The sequence below is a fragment of the Vibrio sp. YT-16 genome, from assembly GCF_033337405.1.
Taxonomy (GTDB): domain Bacteria; phylum Pseudomonadota; class Gammaproteobacteria; order Enterobacterales; family Vibrionaceae; genus Vibrio; species Vibrio alginolyticus.
The window spans coordinates 14249-30614 of sequence record NZ_JAWOQQ010000027.1 but is presented as its reverse complement, the minus strand read 5'-3'; the positions used below and the strand labels follow the sequence as shown (position 1 = coordinate 30614).

13 protein-coding genes are annotated in these 16366 nt (G+C 45.7%); 5 read left to right on the top strand and 8 right to left on the bottom strand.

Going from position 1 to position 16366, the window contains the following annotated elements; genetic code table 11:
- Positions 1-626 precede the first annotated feature (626 nt).
- From R7F07_RS23755 to zntR, 4 genes are all read right to left on the bottom strand, one after another.
- Positions 627-2762, bottom strand: a complete 2136-nt coding sequence (locus tag R7F07_RS23755; protein ID WP_005451159.1) for a lysine decarboxylase CadA — start codon at positions 2760-2762, stop codon at positions 627-629.
- A 117-nt stretch (positions 2763-2879) separates the two neighbouring features.
- Positions 2880-4223, bottom strand: coding sequence for a cadaverine/lysine antiporter (gene cadB / locus R7F07_RS23750; protein ID WP_005434864.1), 1344 nt, complete (start codon positions 4221-4223; stop codon positions 2880-2882).
- A 638-nt stretch (positions 4224-4861) separates the two neighbouring features.
- Complete coding sequence (gene cadC / locus R7F07_RS23745; protein WP_005382530.1) at positions 4862-6424, bottom strand: lysine decarboxylation/transport transcriptional activator CadC; 1563 nt, start codon at positions 6422-6424, stop codon at positions 4862-4864.
- 163 nt (positions 6425-6587) lie between these two features.
- Complete coding sequence (zntR, locus tag R7F07_RS23740) at positions 6588-6986, bottom strand: Zn(2+)-responsive transcriptional regulator (RefSeq protein WP_005382529.1); 399 nt, start codon at positions 6984-6986, stop codon at positions 6588-6590.
- A 265-nt stretch (positions 6987-7251) separates the two neighbouring features.
- On the opposite strand from zntR, the gene purH reads away from it, so the two are divergent.
- Both purH and purD read left to right on the top strand, forming a co-directional pair.
- A complete protein-coding gene (gene purH / locus R7F07_RS23735) occupies positions 7252-8844 on the top strand; it encodes a bifunctional phosphoribosylaminoimidazolecarboxamide formyltransferase/IMP cyclohydrolase (protein ID WP_318110573.1) in 1593 nt (530 codons plus the stop codon).
- 194 nt (positions 8845-9038) lie between these two features.
- Positions 9039-10328: a phosphoribosylamine--glycine ligase gene (gene purD / locus R7F07_RS23730; RefSeq protein ID WP_025768989.1), complete on the top strand. Its 1290-nt coding sequence runs from the start codon at positions 9039-9041 to the stop codon at positions 10326-10328.
- An 83-nt stretch (positions 10329-10411) separates the two neighbouring features.
- Here purD and R7F07_RS23725 read toward each other — a convergent pair whose 3' ends face one another.
- Positions 10412-11110, bottom strand: coding sequence for a DUF1481 domain-containing protein (locus R7F07_RS23725; RefSeq protein WP_025768990.1), 699 nt, complete (start codon positions 11108-11110; stop codon positions 10412-10414).
- 39 nt (positions 11111-11149) lie between these two features.
- The gene (hupA, locus tag R7F07_RS23720) at positions 11150-11422 is read right to left on the bottom strand and encodes a nucleoid-associated protein HU-alpha (RefSeq protein ID WP_005382524.1); all 273 of its coding nucleotides are present in this window, start codon (positions 11420-11422) and stop codon (positions 11150-11152) included.
- Positions 11423-11675: 253 nt separating this feature from the next.
- Here hupA and R7F07_RS23715 point away from each other — a divergent pair, with 253 nt between their 5' ends.
- Positions 11676-12809 carry a hemolysin family protein gene (locus R7F07_RS23715; RefSeq protein ID WP_005382522.1) on the top strand — a complete coding sequence of 378 codons (1134 nt, stop codon included), beginning with the start codon at positions 11676-11678 and terminating at the stop codon, positions 12807-12809.
- A gap of 76 nt (positions 12810-12885) precedes the next feature.
- Here R7F07_RS23715 and R7F07_RS23710 read toward each other — a convergent pair whose 3' ends face one another.
- On the bottom strand, positions 12886-13473 hold the full coding sequence (locus R7F07_RS23710; protein ID WP_005382520.1) for a YjaG family protein: 588 nt from the start codon (positions 13471-13473) through the stop codon (positions 12886-12888).
- Positions 13474-13539: 66 nt separating this feature from the next.
- Between R7F07_RS23710 and R7F07_RS23705 the strand changes: the two genes are divergently transcribed.
- Both R7F07_RS23705 and R7F07_RS23700 read left to right on the top strand, forming a co-directional pair.
- Positions 13540-14463 (top strand): D-2-hydroxyacid dehydrogenase, encoded by a 924-nt coding sequence (locus R7F07_RS23705; protein WP_005382519.1) that lies wholly within the window; start codon positions 13540-13542, stop codon positions 14461-14463.
- A gap of 2 nt (positions 14464-14465) precedes the next feature.
- A complete protein-coding gene (locus R7F07_RS23700; RefSeq protein WP_005382518.1) occupies positions 14466-15038 on the top strand; it encodes a uracil-DNA glycosylase family protein in 573 nt (190 codons plus the stop codon).
- Positions 15039-15278: 240 nt separating this feature from the next.
- On the opposite strand, the gene hemE is transcribed toward R7F07_RS23700, so the two are convergent.
- Positions 15279-16346: a uroporphyrinogen decarboxylase gene (gene hemE / locus R7F07_RS23695; protein ID WP_171343399.1), complete on the bottom strand. Its 1068-nt coding sequence runs from the start codon at positions 16344-16346 to the stop codon at positions 15279-15281.
- Positions 16347-16366: the final 20 nt, after the last annotated feature.

Genomic DNA, 16366 nt, shown 5'->3' with positions numbered 1-16366 from the left:
ACATTTTCAGCAACTTAGTTGCTCGTCGTTAGGGGTGCGTATCTTACTTCACACCGTGAGAGAGTCAAGCATTTTTTTCAAATTTCTTTTCTCTCAATTCCGACTCGCTGTGTGACTTTCGTCTCACTCCGTGTCGGTGGATGCGCAGTATAGGGAGTTGAGAAATTAGTACAAGCGTTTTTTGCAAAAAAACTTTCAACCGAACAAATAGCAATCACTTTGTGTATATACCAAGCGATCTTGGCTATTTTCTCTCATTTAAAAGGATCTTTCCTCAAGAAAAAGGGCGTTTCTACCTGAATTACGATCTTCAAATTTGATGCAATTGAAGCAAATGATCTTCACTCAACGCGCTTTTTCTCTTCGTCCTGCTGTATAAAAGATAAAAAAAGAGCAGAACGATGACGAACTGCTCTTTGGTCTTTGCTTTTTACTTGGGGTACTTCAGGTGAAGTCTTGGAAATTGCTTCTTCTATATAGAAGAAAAGATCAGAGCATCCTTGCCCTTCTCTTTTACGACAGATTAGCTAGGGGTATATCTAAATGTCGTGGTTGTTCGATGACACATTGAGCTCGTAAGAGTGGAGCATGCTTGCATTCCCAATGGCGTCATCTTCGAGAGGAACTTAGTTCTTCAATACTTTTACGGTGTAGCTACCATCTTTTTGTTGGTACAGACCGTGGATGTCGGTTTCGAAACCAGGGTAATGCGCACCGATCTCACAAAGCATCTCTAGGAAGTCCAGCACTGGGCGAGACTCTTGAGTCACCATTTCACCAGGAAGTACTAGTGGCACACCTGGAGGGTAAGGAAGGATCATGTTCGCACTTACGCGGCCAACCATTTCTTCCAGTTTGATTTCTTCTACGTTACCGCGAAGCTCTTCTTGCCATGCTGCGTGTGGTGTTACTTTCATTTCTGGAAGTACATCGAACGCTTTGTACATTAGCTCAGGTAGGTTGTATTTCTTAGTTAGGTCATGAATCGCTTGTGCTAGTTCTTGAACACGCATGCCTTCATAGAAGCTTGGGTCTTCGTTGTATAGTGAAGGTAGGAAGCTCTTGATGGTTAAGTTCAAGTCGTAGCCACGTTTAAATTCAGTTAGGCCGCGTAGCAATTGCATTGCTTTTGATTTGTCGATACCGATTGAGAATAGGAACAACAAGTTGTATGGACCTGTTTTCTCTACCACGATGCCGCGCTCGTCTAGGAATTTAGCCACCAGCGAAGCAGGAATACCTGATTCTTCTAGTTCGCCTTCTTTATTCATCCCTGGAGTCAATAGCGTTACTTTGATTGGATCAAGATACATGTGGTTGTCATCCATGTTCTTGAAGCCGTGCCATGTGTCGCTAGGGTCTAGTTTCCAACATTCCGTGGTATCGATGTTTTCTGGTTGCCATACATCGAAGAACCAGCTGTCGCTTTCTGCTTCTAGACGTTTGATCTCTTTACGGAAGCGGATTGCGCGATCGATAGAGTCTTGCATCAACTTCTTACCAGTGTTGCCGCGCATCATTGCCGCTGCAGTTTCAGTAGAAGCAACAATGCCGTACTGAGGTGAAGTTGAAGTGTGCATCATGAATGCTTCATTGAAAGATTCTTTATCAAAGTCACCTTTCACGTGAATCATTGAAGCTTGTGAGAACGCAGCCAACAGTTTGTGTGTTGATTGTGTTTCGTAGAACACTTTGCCTGGCATCGCTTCACCACTCATACCACATTTACCTTCGTAAATTGGGTTGAAGTTAGTGTAAGGCACCCAAGCACTGTCGAAGTGGATGTGTTTACAATCTAGCGACTCTTTGATGAATTGCGTGTTGTACAACAGACCATCGTAAGTTGAGTTAGTCACTACTGCGTAAGTTGGTGCTGTTGCACCTGGTGTTTTCGCCACTTTCTCTGCGATTACATCGCGGCTGAATTCGCTTTGTGGGATACCACCAAGGATGCCGTATGCGTTACGAGTTGGGCGGAAGTAGATTGGTGTCACGTCGCTCATCATCATTAGGTGAGTCAGAGACTTGTGACAGTTACGGTCAATCAGTACTGTGCTGCCTGCAGGCGCTGAGTACATACCAACGATTTTGTTCGATGTAGACGTACCGTTAGTTACGATGTACGAGCTGTCTGCATTGAATGTACGTGCGATGTATTCTTCTGCATCTTTATGTGGACCTGAGTGGTCTAGTAGAGAACCTAGCTCAGGCATTGAGATTGATACGTCCGCTTTAAATGTGTTTGGACCATAAAAATCGTAGAAGATGCTACCAGCAGGGCTTTTCTGGAATGCAGTACCACCCATGTGACCTGGAGTACAGAAGGTGTATTTACCTTCTTCTACGTATTTGAATAGCGCTTTAGTGAATGGAGGCATGATGGCATCTTTATATGCCTCAGTCGCTTGGTTGATTTTGATAGCGATGTCGTCAGCCATACCTAAAGCGTACTCGAAGAAGCTCACGTTTAGACGTAGGTCTGTTAGTGAAATGTCTAGAGTAGACTGTTCGTTAGCAAATGCGTGAACAGGCAGTTTTTCGTTGATTTGGCTGATACGTTCACATAGCTCTAGTGAGTATTTATCCCAGTCGAACAGCACACCGCAAATGCGTGGGTTCATCTCAATCATTTTGATCAAGTCTTTATCATCTACTGGGTAAACCACTTCGTAGCCCGCTTTCTCAAGAGCAGCGTGAAGTTGACGAACTGGCTCTTCTTTAAAGAACACACCCATGTGGTTCAAGATAGCGAATATATTCATTTGGACATCTCCAAGGCGAATGAGGGCGCTCTTTGCCATTTACAGGCAATGAGTAAGGTGAGCGCCGCGTGAATTTGGGTTTTATGGGCTGGCACCGTAGTGCCAGCGTTTTGGGGATTAGTTGCTTGCTTGGGCAGGCATGTCGTCAGCGTGCATTTTCACGTACTGAGCAAGACCTGCTTTTTTGCTGTAGAACATCAAGATAACTAGAGAAACGATGAAGGTTGCTGTTAGCGTACCGCCCTCTGCACCTGCTAGTGCGATGAAGCAGAACAGACAAGCCACACCAGAGAACAGCATTACGAAGCCGTTGCGTGTTGTCATACCTTCGAAGCGAATCAAGTTAATGCTTGAGTAGAAGTAAGGCAGCATCGTTAGTAGAACTGCGTCAGTCGTTAGTTGGTTGAACAGGTCTGATGCGTGCGCTGTTTTAGAGCTGAAGAACATCAGTACAACCATCAGTGCAGTCATCTTGATTGACGCAAGGATTAGACCTTTCTTAGGTACACCGTTTTTGTCAGTTTCGCCGTAGATTTTAGGGAAGTTGCCGTCGTTTGCTGCGCGTTTACCTGCTTCACCTACTAGCATCATCCAAGAACCTAGCGAAGTGAAACATGCTAGCGCTGTGAATGCTGATACGAATGGTGCTGTCCAGCTACCGAATAGCTCAGTGGTTGCTAGTGCAAATGGCGCACCTGATGCCGCAACTTCTGACGCTGGGAACATACCGCTGATCATTTGAGTTGATAGGATGTAAATCACACCTGCGATACCAGTACCCAACATAGTTGCTAGTGGTACAGTACGTTTAGGGTTTTCTACCATACCAGTCGATACCGCTGCTGATTCCACACCTACGAATGACCATAGACAGATAAGAACCGCTGTTACTACCGCGTGGCTGTCAGTGCCTGCTGATACGTTCCAGTTTTGGCTGTAAAGCGCAGTATCGAAGTGCGTCCAACCAAATGCAGCTGTACCAACAACTGGGATAAGGATAAGAACTAGACCAAGCGTACATAGACGGCTTACCCAGCTACCACCAAGTAGGTTGACGAAAGTGAAGATCCATACCGATGCAATCGTCGCAATACCTGCTGGGATTGGGTTATTAAGCACAGGGAAGAATACTGAAAGGTAAGAAACACCTGTAATGGCAATAGCCAGGTTACCAATCCAGTTCGCGTGGTAATAAAGAACGCCCGTTTGGAAACCAAATACCGGAGACACTTCGCCAGCATAAGCGATAGGACCACCTTCTTGTGGGTTTTTGGTTGCCAGACGAGCGTAAACGAACGCCAGACTCAGTGCACCGACCAAACAGATCAGCCAACTGAAGATTGAAACAGAGCCTACAGAGGCAAGACTAGAAGGTAATAGTGCAATACCACTACCCATCATGTTACCGGCTACGACACCCGTACAGGCAATAAGGCCGATTTTTTTCGCATTCGATGACATAACATCTCCAAATCTATTCTACTCGAGTCAACATGACTCAAACTGAATGGTTATTAGCGAGATGCTATGAGGAAGAACCTGCTCGACCTCGCTAAATTTCGAAGTGAAGACTACGCCCAAAAATCGGGAAAAAAATAAACTTGGTGTTATCAATAAAATGATTAGTTCATCAACATCAAGTTGAGATAAACATGATAAACACAAAAATATAAAACTATATTATTCATGCGGTTATAAGAAAAACATCAAACCTTCTACCGATAGATAAACTCTCATCAACTCGTTGGTCATCGCGATAAAAGTTATCAACCTCTATCAACTTCCCCATCCCGAAGGGTTAATTCCCTGAAGTGTTGATTCCATAAATCTCTCCCTGATCGCGCTTTTTGACCCACATCAATATTCATCTCGCCTGCAAGAAAGCATCAAAATCATTCTCGCCACATAACTCAGCCAGACACTTCATACAATCAATAGAGATAGAGAAGCGGGTATGTATTCCCGTTGCAAGCTTGCGTTGTTAGCTCCTTCGTAAGTCATTGCCCCACCGCCTCACCCTTTTCACTTTTCGACAGCGACAAAAAAGCCCCTCACCGAAATGAGGGGCTAGCATTAGACTGACGTTGAGTCCGAGAGAATTAAAGCATTCGAACGACAGAAGGGTGAACGGCGCGATACATGGCGTAATCAATCGCCTTCATGTTACTTGGGAAGACCAAGTTTTCGCACAGCAGGTACGTCTCAACCGACGTATCAATATAGAAAGCTTCACTGTAAGACTCACTGGCTAAATCCAGATCACCATCCAATTCGGCGTGCTTACCGCGAATCACATAGGAAAGCACTGAATCACGTAACCTCAATGCCTGTCCGAGATGCCGCTTGGCTAACGCCATGTCACCAATGATGGTTTCGTGCAGTGCTAAAGCTTCATAAATTCGCGGTTGAATTGGCCCCACCATCATTTTCACATTAGTCTCTAGTGCTTCACTGAGCTGCTGCATTCGCCCTTTCTTCAACTCCTGTGAGAAATCAAGTGCCTTTTGTACATGGTAAGCAATCAACAACTCAGCTTGAACGTAAGCATTATCCGGCTCGATTTCTAAAATGTTTTCCATCAAGTCGATACCTTGGCGGAATTGTTTAGTATCAGAGACATTAAGGTAATGGTTAGCCTGAACAAACAACTCCAACGCGTCGGGATTCATTGGCATTCCCGCCACCAGCATCGTAGATTTCAATTTGGCATCCGATACTTTCAGCACTTGCATCAAATCCAACGACGCTTGTTGAAGCACTGTCTTTAAATGACTACTGGTTAACGCGTATTGACGACTAAACAACACTTTCTCAGATGAGTTATTGCGATATTCCACCTCTAAAAAGCTGCCACCGTCATTCTCACGAACTCTCACCACAACCGATTTACCAGGCACAATGCCAGAAGTAAACGACGCCTTCTTTAGCATGACTCGGTAATCACTGACTTGAGCAATGTCGGACATCAACTTTTGGGCGAATCCGTCTGCCAAATCGTAGCTTAATCCTTCATTCGTAAAATTATCTTGAAACTTGAACTCAATCAGATGGGTATCGATGGCTTGGGTAATACGCACTTCCGACTGCTTGTAGGTAAACACGCCCATCACTACGACCAACATACTGATCCAGATGAAGTTCATAATTCCCAATCGCCAAGGGCTGATTTTGTTTTTGCTCTGAGGTGCTTTTTTCTCTTTTGACATCTCGCAGACTGCGCGAGTTAGAGGACCGGCAGGAAAGGTAACGGCTGGTGCTATAGGTAGACAATCCTCTTCCGATTCTTCAACAGAAGGTGGGATCTCTTCATTTTGCCGACTTGTGACAAACTCTTCATGCGTCATAGTAACCACGTTCGCTACCAGCTTATAGCCACGCTTGGGCACCGTGATAACGTAGTTGGTATTTTCCTCTCGACCGTCACGTAGTAGCTTACGCAACTCAAAGATGGATTGAGTCACCACTTGATCGGTCACAATCGCTCCAGCCCAAACGTACTGAATCAATTCCTCGCGGTTGAACACCTCATTCGCATGCTCCGCTAAGAAGTGCAAAAGATTAATTAAGCGTGGCTCAACAGTAACTTCCCTATCTTGTCGATACAGCTTATTTTCATCAACGCTCAAAACCCAGTCATTGATTTGAAAATAGACTCCAACCATGTATGAAAACTCTCGTATCTACAGACAGCGTTACGCTAGGAATCAGACAATGGTCGATTCCTACAAGTAACTAAAGGCAAGATTATAGGTGGGAAAGCAGCATGTACCTAGAAAAGCAAGTCGCCAAAAATGCAAACTTAAGTTAAGTGATGCAAGAATGAGACTACTCAAGTGCGGCAAGGATAGAGCAATGTGTGGCGTCATCGTCTGTATGACCACAACAAGCATCATTAATCTTCTTTAACGCTCGGCGAATTTTCGTCAGCTCGTTAATTTTCCCATCAATCAGCTCTAACTTGGCAGAAGTAATGGCTTTTACCTCTGCACAGCTGTGTTCTGTCGCTTCTAACTTAATTTCTAACAGGTCTTTAATTTCATCCAGACTCAAGCCAAGATCTTTACCTTTGAGGATAAAGTGCACCTGCTTTTGATTCTCTTCATCATACAAGCGATAGCCTGACTCACTTCGTCCTGCGGGTTTTATTAGCGCGTTTTTCTCGTAGAAACGCAATGTATCGGCAGTCACACCACAACGTTTTGCCAGTTCACCTATCTGAAACATAACTTTCCCTATTAACTATCTCGTTACTTTTAAAGCTAAAGAACGACTTTTTTGCAATTATTTTTGAGATGCCAAACGATTGCGCGAGCTTTTTTGTAATAAATTGGTTAGAATACGCGCCATCAAATGTGGAGACTGTTTTCTAACCAGAAAACACCCTGCAAAGGTCTTTACCAAAACTGGCCAATATTTTACCCCAAGAGGTAAAAACAAGTTCATTTTTGGCAAACATCTTTAACTCCGTGAATTTGAGGAAAATGGAAGCATGAATAACGCTCGTCCTATTCGCCGTGCGCTTATCAGCGTATCAGACAAAACAGGTATTGTTGAGTTTGCGCAAACTCTTGCTGAGCGCGGTGTCGATATCCTATCTACTGGTGGTACAGCTCGCCTACTTGCCGAACAAGGCATCGCCGTAACCGAAGTCTCTGACTACACTGGTTTCCCAGAAATGATGGACGGCCGCGTTAAAACGCTTCACCCAAAAGTTCACGGTGGTGTGCTTGGTCGTCGTGGCCAAGATGATGACGTGATGGAAAAGCACGGCATCAACCCTATCGATATGGTTGTCGTAAACCTATACCCATTCGCAGAAACCGTTGCCAAAGAAGGCTGTACACTAGCCGACGCTGTTGAAAACATCGATATCGGCGGCCCAACAATGGTTCGTTCTGCAGCGAAAAACCACAAAGACGTGACTATCGTTGTTAACGCAGGTGATTACGGCCGCGTAATTGCAGAGATGGACGAAAACGACAAATCTCTCACTCTCGAAACTCGCTTCGACCTTGCCATCGCTGCTTTTGAACACACTGCCGCTTACGACGGCATGATCGCAAACTACTTCGGCACTATGGTTCCATCTTACGGTGAGAACAAAGAAGGTGATGAAGAGAGCAAATTCCCTCGTACGTTCAACCAACAGTTCGAGAAGAAGCAAGACATGCGCTACGGTGAGAACAGCCACCAAGCAGCCGCATTCTACGTTGAAGCAAACCCACAAGAAGCATCCGTTTCTACTGCTCGCCAAATCCAAGGTAAAGCCCTTTCTTACAACAACATCGCAGACACGGACGCCGCACTTGAGTGTGTGAAAGAGTTCAACGAGCCAGCATGTGTAATCGTAAAACACGCAAACCCATGCGGTGTTGCTCTAGGTAAAGACATCCTAGAAGCGTACAACCGCGCTTACCAAACTGACCCAACATCTGCATTCGGCGGCATCATTGCATTCAACCAAGAGCTAGATGCTGAAACAGCAACCGCTATTGTTGAACGTCAATTCGTTGAGGTCATCATCGCTCCTTCTGTTTCTTCTGAAGCGATTGAAGTGGTTGCAGCGAAGAAGAACGTGCGTCTACTTGAATGTGGCGAATGGACAACGAAGACAACTGGCTTTGACGTGAAACGCGTGAATGGCGGTCTACTGGTTCAAGACCGAGACCAAGGTATGGTGAGCCTAGACGATCTAAAAGTGGTTTCTAAGCGCCAGCCAACAGAAGAAGAGCTGAAAGATGCACTGTTCTGCTGGAAAGTAGCGAAATACGTGAAATCTAACGCAATCGTTTACTCGAAAGGCGACATGACTATCGGTGTAGGTGCTGGCCAAATGAGCCGCGTTTACTCTGCGAAAATCGCAGGCATCAAAGCTGCAGACGAAGGTCTACAGGTTGAAGGTTGTGTAATGGCATCAGATGCATTCTTCCCATTCCGTGACGGTATCGACGCGGCTGCAGAAGCGGGCATCAAGTGTGTGATCCAACCAGGTGGTTCTATGCGTGATGACGAAGTTATCGCAGCGGCAGACGAACACGGCATGGCGATGATCTTTACCGGTATGCGTCACTTCCGCCACTAATCCTCTCGTCTTCACTGGGACGATAACTGCGTTGACGGCGTTCACTTATCCTAATCACATAGCATACTATGCTCATAGGAATAAGTTCACTTGTCGCCTTGTCCTCGTCCCACTGAATTAGAGAGGCCATACTCAGGTCTTTGCGAAATATCTGAGTTTGAGCAAACGGTATTTATAAGATTAAGGATTTTCATATGCGAGTTTTAATCATTGGTTCAGGCGGTCGTGAACATGCGCTAGGTTGGAAAGCGGCACAAAACCCAAATGTTGAGACTATCTTCGTTGCTCCAGGCAACGCAGGTACAGCACTAGAGCCAAAACTAGAGAACGTAAACATCGATGTAGAAGACATCGCTGGCCTTGTTGCTTTCGCCAAAGAGAAGGCGATTGAACTGACTATCGTTGGCCCAGAAGCACCGCTGGTTATTGGTGTGGTGGATGCGTTCCGCGAAGCGGGCTTACCAATCTTTGGTCCTACCCAAGCCGCAGCGCAGCTTGAAGGCTCTAAAGCGTTTACTAAAGACTTCCTTGCTCGTCACCAAATCCCAACCGGTGCCTACGCAAACTTCACAGAAATTGGACCAGCGCTTGCTTACGTGCGTGAGCAAGGTGCGCCGATTGTGGTGAAAGCCGACGGCCTTGCGGCTGGTAAAGGCGTGATTGTGGCAATGACGCTAGAAGAAGCCGAAGACGCAATCAAAGACATGCTAGCAGGCAACGCATTTGGTGATGCTGGTAGTCGTGTCGTTATCGAAGAGTTCCTAGATGGTGAAGAAGCAAGCTTCATCGTGATGGTGGATGGTGAGAACGTTCTGCCAATGGCCACCAGCCAAGACCACAAACGCGTAGGCGACAAAGATACGGGTCCTAACACCGGTGGCATGGGAGCATACTCTCCAGCTCCAGTGGTAACACAGGAAATCCACAACCGCATCATGGAAGAAGTGATTTACCCAACAGTACGTGGCATGGCATCTGAAGGTAACCCTTACACTGGTTTCCTATACGCGGGTCTTATGATCGACAAAGACGGCACTCCGAAAGTAATCGAGTACAACTGCCGCTTCGGTGATCCAGAGACACAACCTATCATGATGCGCATGGAATCGGATCTTGTTGATCTGTGCCTAGCGGCAATCGACGAGAAGCTAGATCAAGCGGAATCGAAGTGGGATCCACGAGCATCGATTGGTATCGTGCTAGCAGCCGGTGGTTACCCAGCAGCGTACAACAAAGGCGACGTTATTTCGGGTCTGCCACAAGTTGAAATTGAAGGCGAAAAAGTCTTCCATGCTGGTACAGATAACAAAGATGGCGACATCGTGACAAACGGTGGTCGTGTTCTTTGTGCAACCGCACTTGGCAACAGCGTATCAGAAGCGCAGCAGCGTGCTTACGAGCTTGCAAAACAGATCCGTTGGGATGGCATGTTCCATCGCAACGACATCGGCTACCGTGCAATTGCACGTGAGCAAGAAAAATAAAAACAACATAAGTTGGCTAAAAAACAAAAGGCGCACTCAGCGCCTTTTTTATTGTTCTTGTTCGAGAGAGTTCGAAGCAATGTTTATTCAGAGATCAACGTTGGCCGAGAAACACAATCAAAGTCATCGTCATTGAGCATCAACAGTTCATCGACCATTGCTTTGTTTCGTGACTGCTTGCCGACAAAAGCCACATAACTGTCTACCGATGAGAGACGCTCGATAATAAATTTTGGCAGCGTCTGATTAAACTCGAGTGTCGAGAACACCTTACCTTTGCAGGTTTCAAACGATTGACCATTCCAATAACCTTGAATAAGGCTCTGATTGTTACGAGACTGCGCCTTAACCGATGCCACTACGTCATTCGCTTCTGCTTTGTAGCGCTCTAATTGGTCATGCTGGAGTGGTAAGACTTTACGGTTAACACGATATTGTTGGTAAACCGCTTCGCCATCTTTATTGAAACGGATGTGGATTTGAAAAGGCACCAACTCTTGTTTGGTATCAACTTGCTCGCCTTTTCGAATCAACTCTCGCAACTCACCTTCGTCCCAGCGATAATCACTCTGGAACCAACCATTGTCCCCCATAGTCACATAATCAGCCGCCGTACTCACACGAGTGAGTTTCTCTGTCATCCAGTACAAGCTGCTAGCATCTCCCGCAACTTTACCACCAGAAAAATGCGTGAATTGTTCTAAATTAGGAGTTTCAACCGATGAACAGCCAAAAAGGGTAAGGCTAGATAGGAGAAGTGAAGTGAGTAGATGTTTTTTCATGAAATTGCACCGAGGCAGGATACCTCGGTGCATTCTAACTTAGTTTACTGATTCTTTCAGCGCTTTACCTGCTACGAATGCTGGTACGTTAGCTGCTGCGATTTGAATCTCGTCACCAGTCTTAGGGTTACGACCAGTACGTGCAGCGCGGTGGTTTACTTTGAATGTACCAAAACCAATTAGTTGAACTTGGTCACCCTCTTTAAGTGCGCCAGTTACACCATCAAGAGTCGCTTCAAGAGCAGCTTTTGCTTGTGCTTTTGATAGGTCTGCTTTCTCTGCGATAAAGTCGATTAATTGGGTCTTGTTCATTAGGTTTCCCTTCTCATAGGTTATCGAATTCGTCTCACTCTAAAACATAAATGCCCCATCTGGCAAAGGTTTGTAAGCGATCTTTCGATTTTCTGACGTACTTTTAGCCATAATATGAGTAATAACTCACAATTTGTTACCACATACCCCCTGAAAACCCTTGCTTTCCAAGGTATTTGGACCAATTTATAAGTCACTTTTGCGGTTATAATAGCTGCAAATAACCACTATCAAACTACATTCAAGGGCAACTATGCTGCTGTTATCCATTTATATCTCTATTGCAATCGGCATTTCGTTTATCTGTTCGGTGCTGGAGGCGGTACTGCTGAGTATCAGTCCGAGCTACATTGCGCAGCTCAATCAACAGGGGCATCCCGCAGCTGGGCAATTGGCTAAGCTGAAATCAGATATCGACCGACCACTGGCATCTATTCTGACTTTAAACACCATCGCTCACACGATCGGCGCGGCCACTGCTGGTGCACAAGCTGCAGTTGTATTTGGTAGCGAAGCATTAGGTATCTTTTCGGCAGTACTGACATTGGCGATCTTAGTGCTTTCAGAAATCGTACCGAAGACGATTGGCGCGACCTACTGGCGTCAGTTGGCACCCACTGCCGCGGTCGCATTGCGTTGGATGGTATGGGCGCTTACACCCTTTGTTTGGTTCTCAGAGCAAATCACCAAGCGTCTTGCTCGTAACCACGAAGCTCCAAAGATGCGTGATGAGCTGTCTGCAATGGCGATTCTGGCACGTGAAAGCGGTGAGTTTGCCGAGGGTGAATCAAAAATCTTAAGCAACTTGCTTGGCATCCAAGATGTACCCGTAACGCAGGTTATGACGCCACGACCAGTAGTATTCCGTGTCGATGCCACAATGACCATCAATGAGTTCCTAGAAAAACACAAAGATACGCCTTTCTCACGCCCATTGGTTTACAGCGAGCAGAAAGATAACATCATTGGTTTTGTGCATCGCCTTGAGTTGTTCAAACTACAACAATCAGGTTGTGGACAGAAACAGTTGGGAGCAATCATGCGCCCAATTCAAGTGGTGCTAAACAATACCACTTTACCTAAAGTATTCGACCAGATGATGACTCATCGCTTACAGCTGGCACTTGTTGTTGATGAATACGGTACCGTGCTAGGTTTGGTAACGTTGGAAGATATTTTTGAACACCTCGTAGGCGAGGAGATCATCGACGAAGCAGATAAAAGCACTGACATGCAGGAGCTGGCTTACCAACGCTGGGAAAGCTGGAAAGAAATGCACGGCGTAATCGAAAGCCGCGATGACGATGAAGAAGATAATGAGCCGGAGAAGCAGGATAAAGAGCCAGAAGCTCAAGAGCCACCGAAACCTGACTCGAAAGAATCGTAATCAGCTCTAGGTATAACAGCTTAAACGCACAAAAAAAGGCATCCAGTTAGGATGCCTTTTTCTATTTATTCAACGATTAAAGTGCAATACCGATGTTGCTCACACCTTCCTCACGTAGCTCTTCGCGCAAATCTTTAATCAAGCTGATGTCACGTTCTACCGCTTCACGCAGCGGACGGAAGATAGCCCACTGGACGTCCCACTCTTCACATACGGCTTCGTTTTCTTTCTGGTTGTCGTTGGTGATTGGCTCTGCACCTTGCGCTTGCTCTAGGTCAGCAACGGTTTGTACCGACTGTTGGCTCACTTTAAGCATTGAATCGAAAAGGTAGTCGCGATCCAATAGACCATGCAGTAACGTAGACAAACCCTGACACGCGTCCATCGCTGGGTAAACGCCGTAAAAATCGAACTCATCCGCACTTGGGAACAATTCTTCTAACTTCTCTAATTGGCGTTCGAAGTTAATTTTCGCGTTCTTAACTGTCAAAATTTCCCATACACTATCAAGAATCGCTCGGTAAGCACGCGGGTCAGCAAATTCTGTATTCTCACAAAACATCGCATAGTTTGGATACATGCGTTCACACAGACACGCCATAAAGGTAATTTGTTGCCAAGGTTCTAGTTTTTCTAAACGAACCTGAAGAGGATTCTTAAGCATAGTCACTCAATCATTGAAGAAAAAAACAGCGAAAGTGTACTTGATTCATCACAGGGAAAAAAGTTAATGCCGCATTCAAATCAGATTTTCCTGCTCTCAGAGCATCGCGACACCTACAAAACGTTACTGGCAGAGAAAAATCTGCCCGATCTTTGCCTCACCGACCAACCAGAAGCCGCTCAGATCGTACTAGCGGATCCACCCTTACTATCACAAAGCTTAGACGAGTTTTCACAGCTTGAATGGGTACAATCCACGTTTGCTGGTGTCAACGCCTTAACATCCCCTAGCCTTCGTCAGGACTATACTCTAACTAACGTTCGAGGCATCTTTGGTCCACTGATTGCTGAATATGTTTTGGGTTACAGTATTGCCCATTACCGCCACTTTGCCCGATACCACCAGCAGCAACAAAACAAACAATGGCAGCCTCACCTGTACACGTCATTAAAAAGTAAAACCATGGTAATTCTTGGTACCGGTAGCATTGGGGGCTATCTGGGCAACGCCGCTAAAGCAATGGGGATAAAAACTATCGGTATTAACCGCACAGGTATCCCTACTCCAGGCGGCGAGTTTCATCAGACCTTTCATATCAATGAACTAAGTAAGGCATTTGAGCAAGCCGACATCGTTGTGAATACTCTACCAAGTACACCTGAGACGCGACAGTTACTTAATCGTCAAACGCTCAGCCAACTAAATCAGGCGTTATTGTTTAACGTAGGTCGTGGCGACGTACTGGATGAGGCAGGGTTGCTCTTCGCTCTGAAAAACCGTTGGGTAGAACACGCCTTCTTAGATGTGTTTGAGCAAGAACCGTTGTCGGTAGAGCATCCATTTTGGAAACTACCGCAAGTCACCATCACTCCACACATTGCTGCGCTGAGTTTTCCCGAGCAAGTCATCGAGATTTTTGCTGACAACTATCTACGCTGGCGCGATGGGTTTTCATTAAATTATCAAGTGGATTTCGAAAAGGGTTACTAAGAATGTCGTTAGACGAGCTATTGCAGCAAGTGAGGGCCTGCCAGATCTGCGCGGATAATTTACCTTTGGGTGCAAACCCTGTCGTACAAGCCGCAAAAGGGGCACGCATCCTAATCATCGGTCAGGCCCCTGGCACACGTGTACACAAAACCTCGATACCTTGGAATGACCCAAGTGGTGATCGATTACGCCAATGGCTCGATATCGACAAAGACGTTTTCTACGACCCAAATAAAATTGCCATTGTCCCAATGGGATTCTGTTATCCAGGCAAAGGGAACTCTGGTGATTTACCGCCTCGTAAAGAATGTGCGCCCACTTGGCATAAAAAGATTCTTGAGCAACTGCCCAATATAGAGCTCACTCTACTAATTGGTCAGTACTCGCAGCAGTACTATCTCACCAACAAACCAAAGACGCTCACGCAAACTGTTCAGCAATGGCAAGATTGGGAACCGGACTTTATCCCGCTCCCTCACCCATCTCCACGCAATACATTGTGGTTAAAGAAGAATCCTTGGTTTGAATCTGACGTCGTGCCATACCTTAAAAAACGCGTTCACTCGATGCTTTAGGTTACCTATGATCTAATTGCTTGCTTATCTGTACAAGAAAATTAGAACATAAAACCCGAAATCATAAGTATTTGTTTATATTAAACTTTAACATCTAGTGTACAGCTAGAGTAGTAATTAGATCATAGTAGGCCAAATACTACTAGAGCTGTACAGCCTTGAGTCTCAGATAGAAAAAATGAATTTTAGGCAAAAAAATACCGGCACTGAATGCCGGCATTTGATTTCAAAAGATCTAACTTACTTGTGGTATGGCTTAGATAGCTCGTGTACCGCTTCCACAAATACGCCCGCGTTTTCTGGCGGCACATCCAAATGGATACCGTGACCTAGGTTGAACACATGACCAGTACCTGCATCACCAAAACCTTCTAGAATACCCGCGACTTCTTCACGGATACGCTCTGGTGAAGCGTAAAGCATTGATGGGTCCATATTACCTTGCAGCGCCACTTTATCACCGATACGTGCTTTCGCGTCAGCAATGTTGATTGTCCAGTCTAGACCAACCGCATCACAGCCCGTAGCTGCGATTTGCTCAAGCCACATGCCGCCATTCTTAGTAAACAGTGTGACTGGCACGCGACGACCGTCGTTTTCACTAATCAGACCATCTACAATCTTGTGCATGTATTGCAGTGAGAACAGATTGTAATCACGAGGCGTTAGTACGCCACCCCATGTGTCAAATACCATTACCGATTGTGCACCCGCTTTAATTTGCGCGTTTAAGTACTCGATAACGCTGTCTGCCAGCTTATCTAGAAGTAGGTGCAGAGTTTGTGGTTCCGCGTACATCATCTTCTTGATCTTGGTAAACGCTTTAGAGCTACCACCTTCGATCATATACGTCGCAAGAGTCCAAGGACTACCAGAAAAACCAATCAGCGGCACTTCACCCTTCAGGTCTTTACGGATCTGGCGTACTGCGTTCATTACGTATTGCAGTTCACCTTCAGGATCTGGCAAACCAATTTTTTCCACGTCGGCTTTGCATGTAATTGGGTTATCAAAAACAGGTCCTTCACCCGCAGCAAAACGCAAACCAAGCCCCATTGCATCTGGAATCGTTAAGATGTCCGAGAATAAGATCGCGGCATCAAGAGGAAAACGGCGTAATGGTTGAAGTGTCACTTCGGATGCTAATTCTGCATTTCGACACAAAGACATGAAATCACCCGCTTCTGCACGAGTCGCTTTGTATTCTGGTAGGTAACGACCTGCCTGGCGCATCATCCATACTGGCGTGTAATCTACCGGCTCTTTTAAAAGCGCACGCAGATAACGATCATTTTTTAATTCAGTCATTCCGTAATTCCAACTGTTAG

Bases quoted from the DNA above. Each gene is read 5' to 3' on its own strand.
- zntR (WP_005382529.1), bottom strand. From the start codon at position 6,986: ATGTTTCAGATAGGTGAACTGGCAAAACGTTGTGGTGTGACTGCCGAT.
- R7F07_RS23700 (WP_005382518.1), top strand. From the start codon at position 14,466: ATGTCGTTAGACGAGCTATTGCAGCAAGTGAGGGCCTGCCAGATCTGC.
- R7F07_RS23710 (WP_005382520.1), bottom strand. From the start codon at position 13,473: ATGCTTAAGAATCCTCTTCAGGTTCGTTTAGAAAAACTAGAACCTTGG.
- purD (WP_025768989.1), top strand. From the start codon at position 9,039: ATGCGAGTTTTAATCATTGGTTCAGGCGGTCGTGAACATGCGCTAGGT.
- hemE (WP_171343399.1), bottom strand. From the start codon at position 16,346: ATGACTGAATTAAAAAATGATCGTTATCTGCGTGCGCTTTTAAAAGAG.
- purH (WP_318110573.1), top strand. From the start codon at position 7,252: ATGAATAACGCTCGTCCTATTCGCCGTGCGCTTATCAGCGTATCAGAC.
- R7F07_RS23715 (WP_005382522.1), top strand. From the start codon at position 11,676: ATGCTGCTGTTATCCATTTATATCTCTATTGCAATCGGCATTTCGTTT.
- R7F07_RS23755 (WP_005451159.1), bottom strand. From the start codon at position 2,762: ATGAATATATTCGCTATCTTGAACCACATGGGTGTGTTCTTTAAAGAA.
- R7F07_RS23705 (WP_005382519.1), top strand. From the start codon at position 13,540: ATGCCGCATTCAAATCAGATTTTCCTGCTCTCAGAGCATCGCGACACC.
- cadB (WP_005434864.1), bottom strand. From the start codon at position 4,223: ATGTCATCGAATGCGAAAAAAATCGGCCTTATTGCCTGTACGGGTGTC.
- hupA (WP_005382524.1), bottom strand. From the start codon at position 11,422: ATGAACAAGACCCAATTAATCGACTTTATCGCAGAGAAAGCAGACCTA.
- R7F07_RS23725 (WP_025768990.1), bottom strand. From the start codon at position 11,110: ATGAAAAAACATCTACTCACTTCACTTCTCCTATCTAGCCTTACCCTT.
- cadC (WP_005382530.1), bottom strand. From the start codon at position 6,424: ATGGTTGGAGTCTATTTTCAAATCAATGACTGGGTTTTGAGCGTTGAT.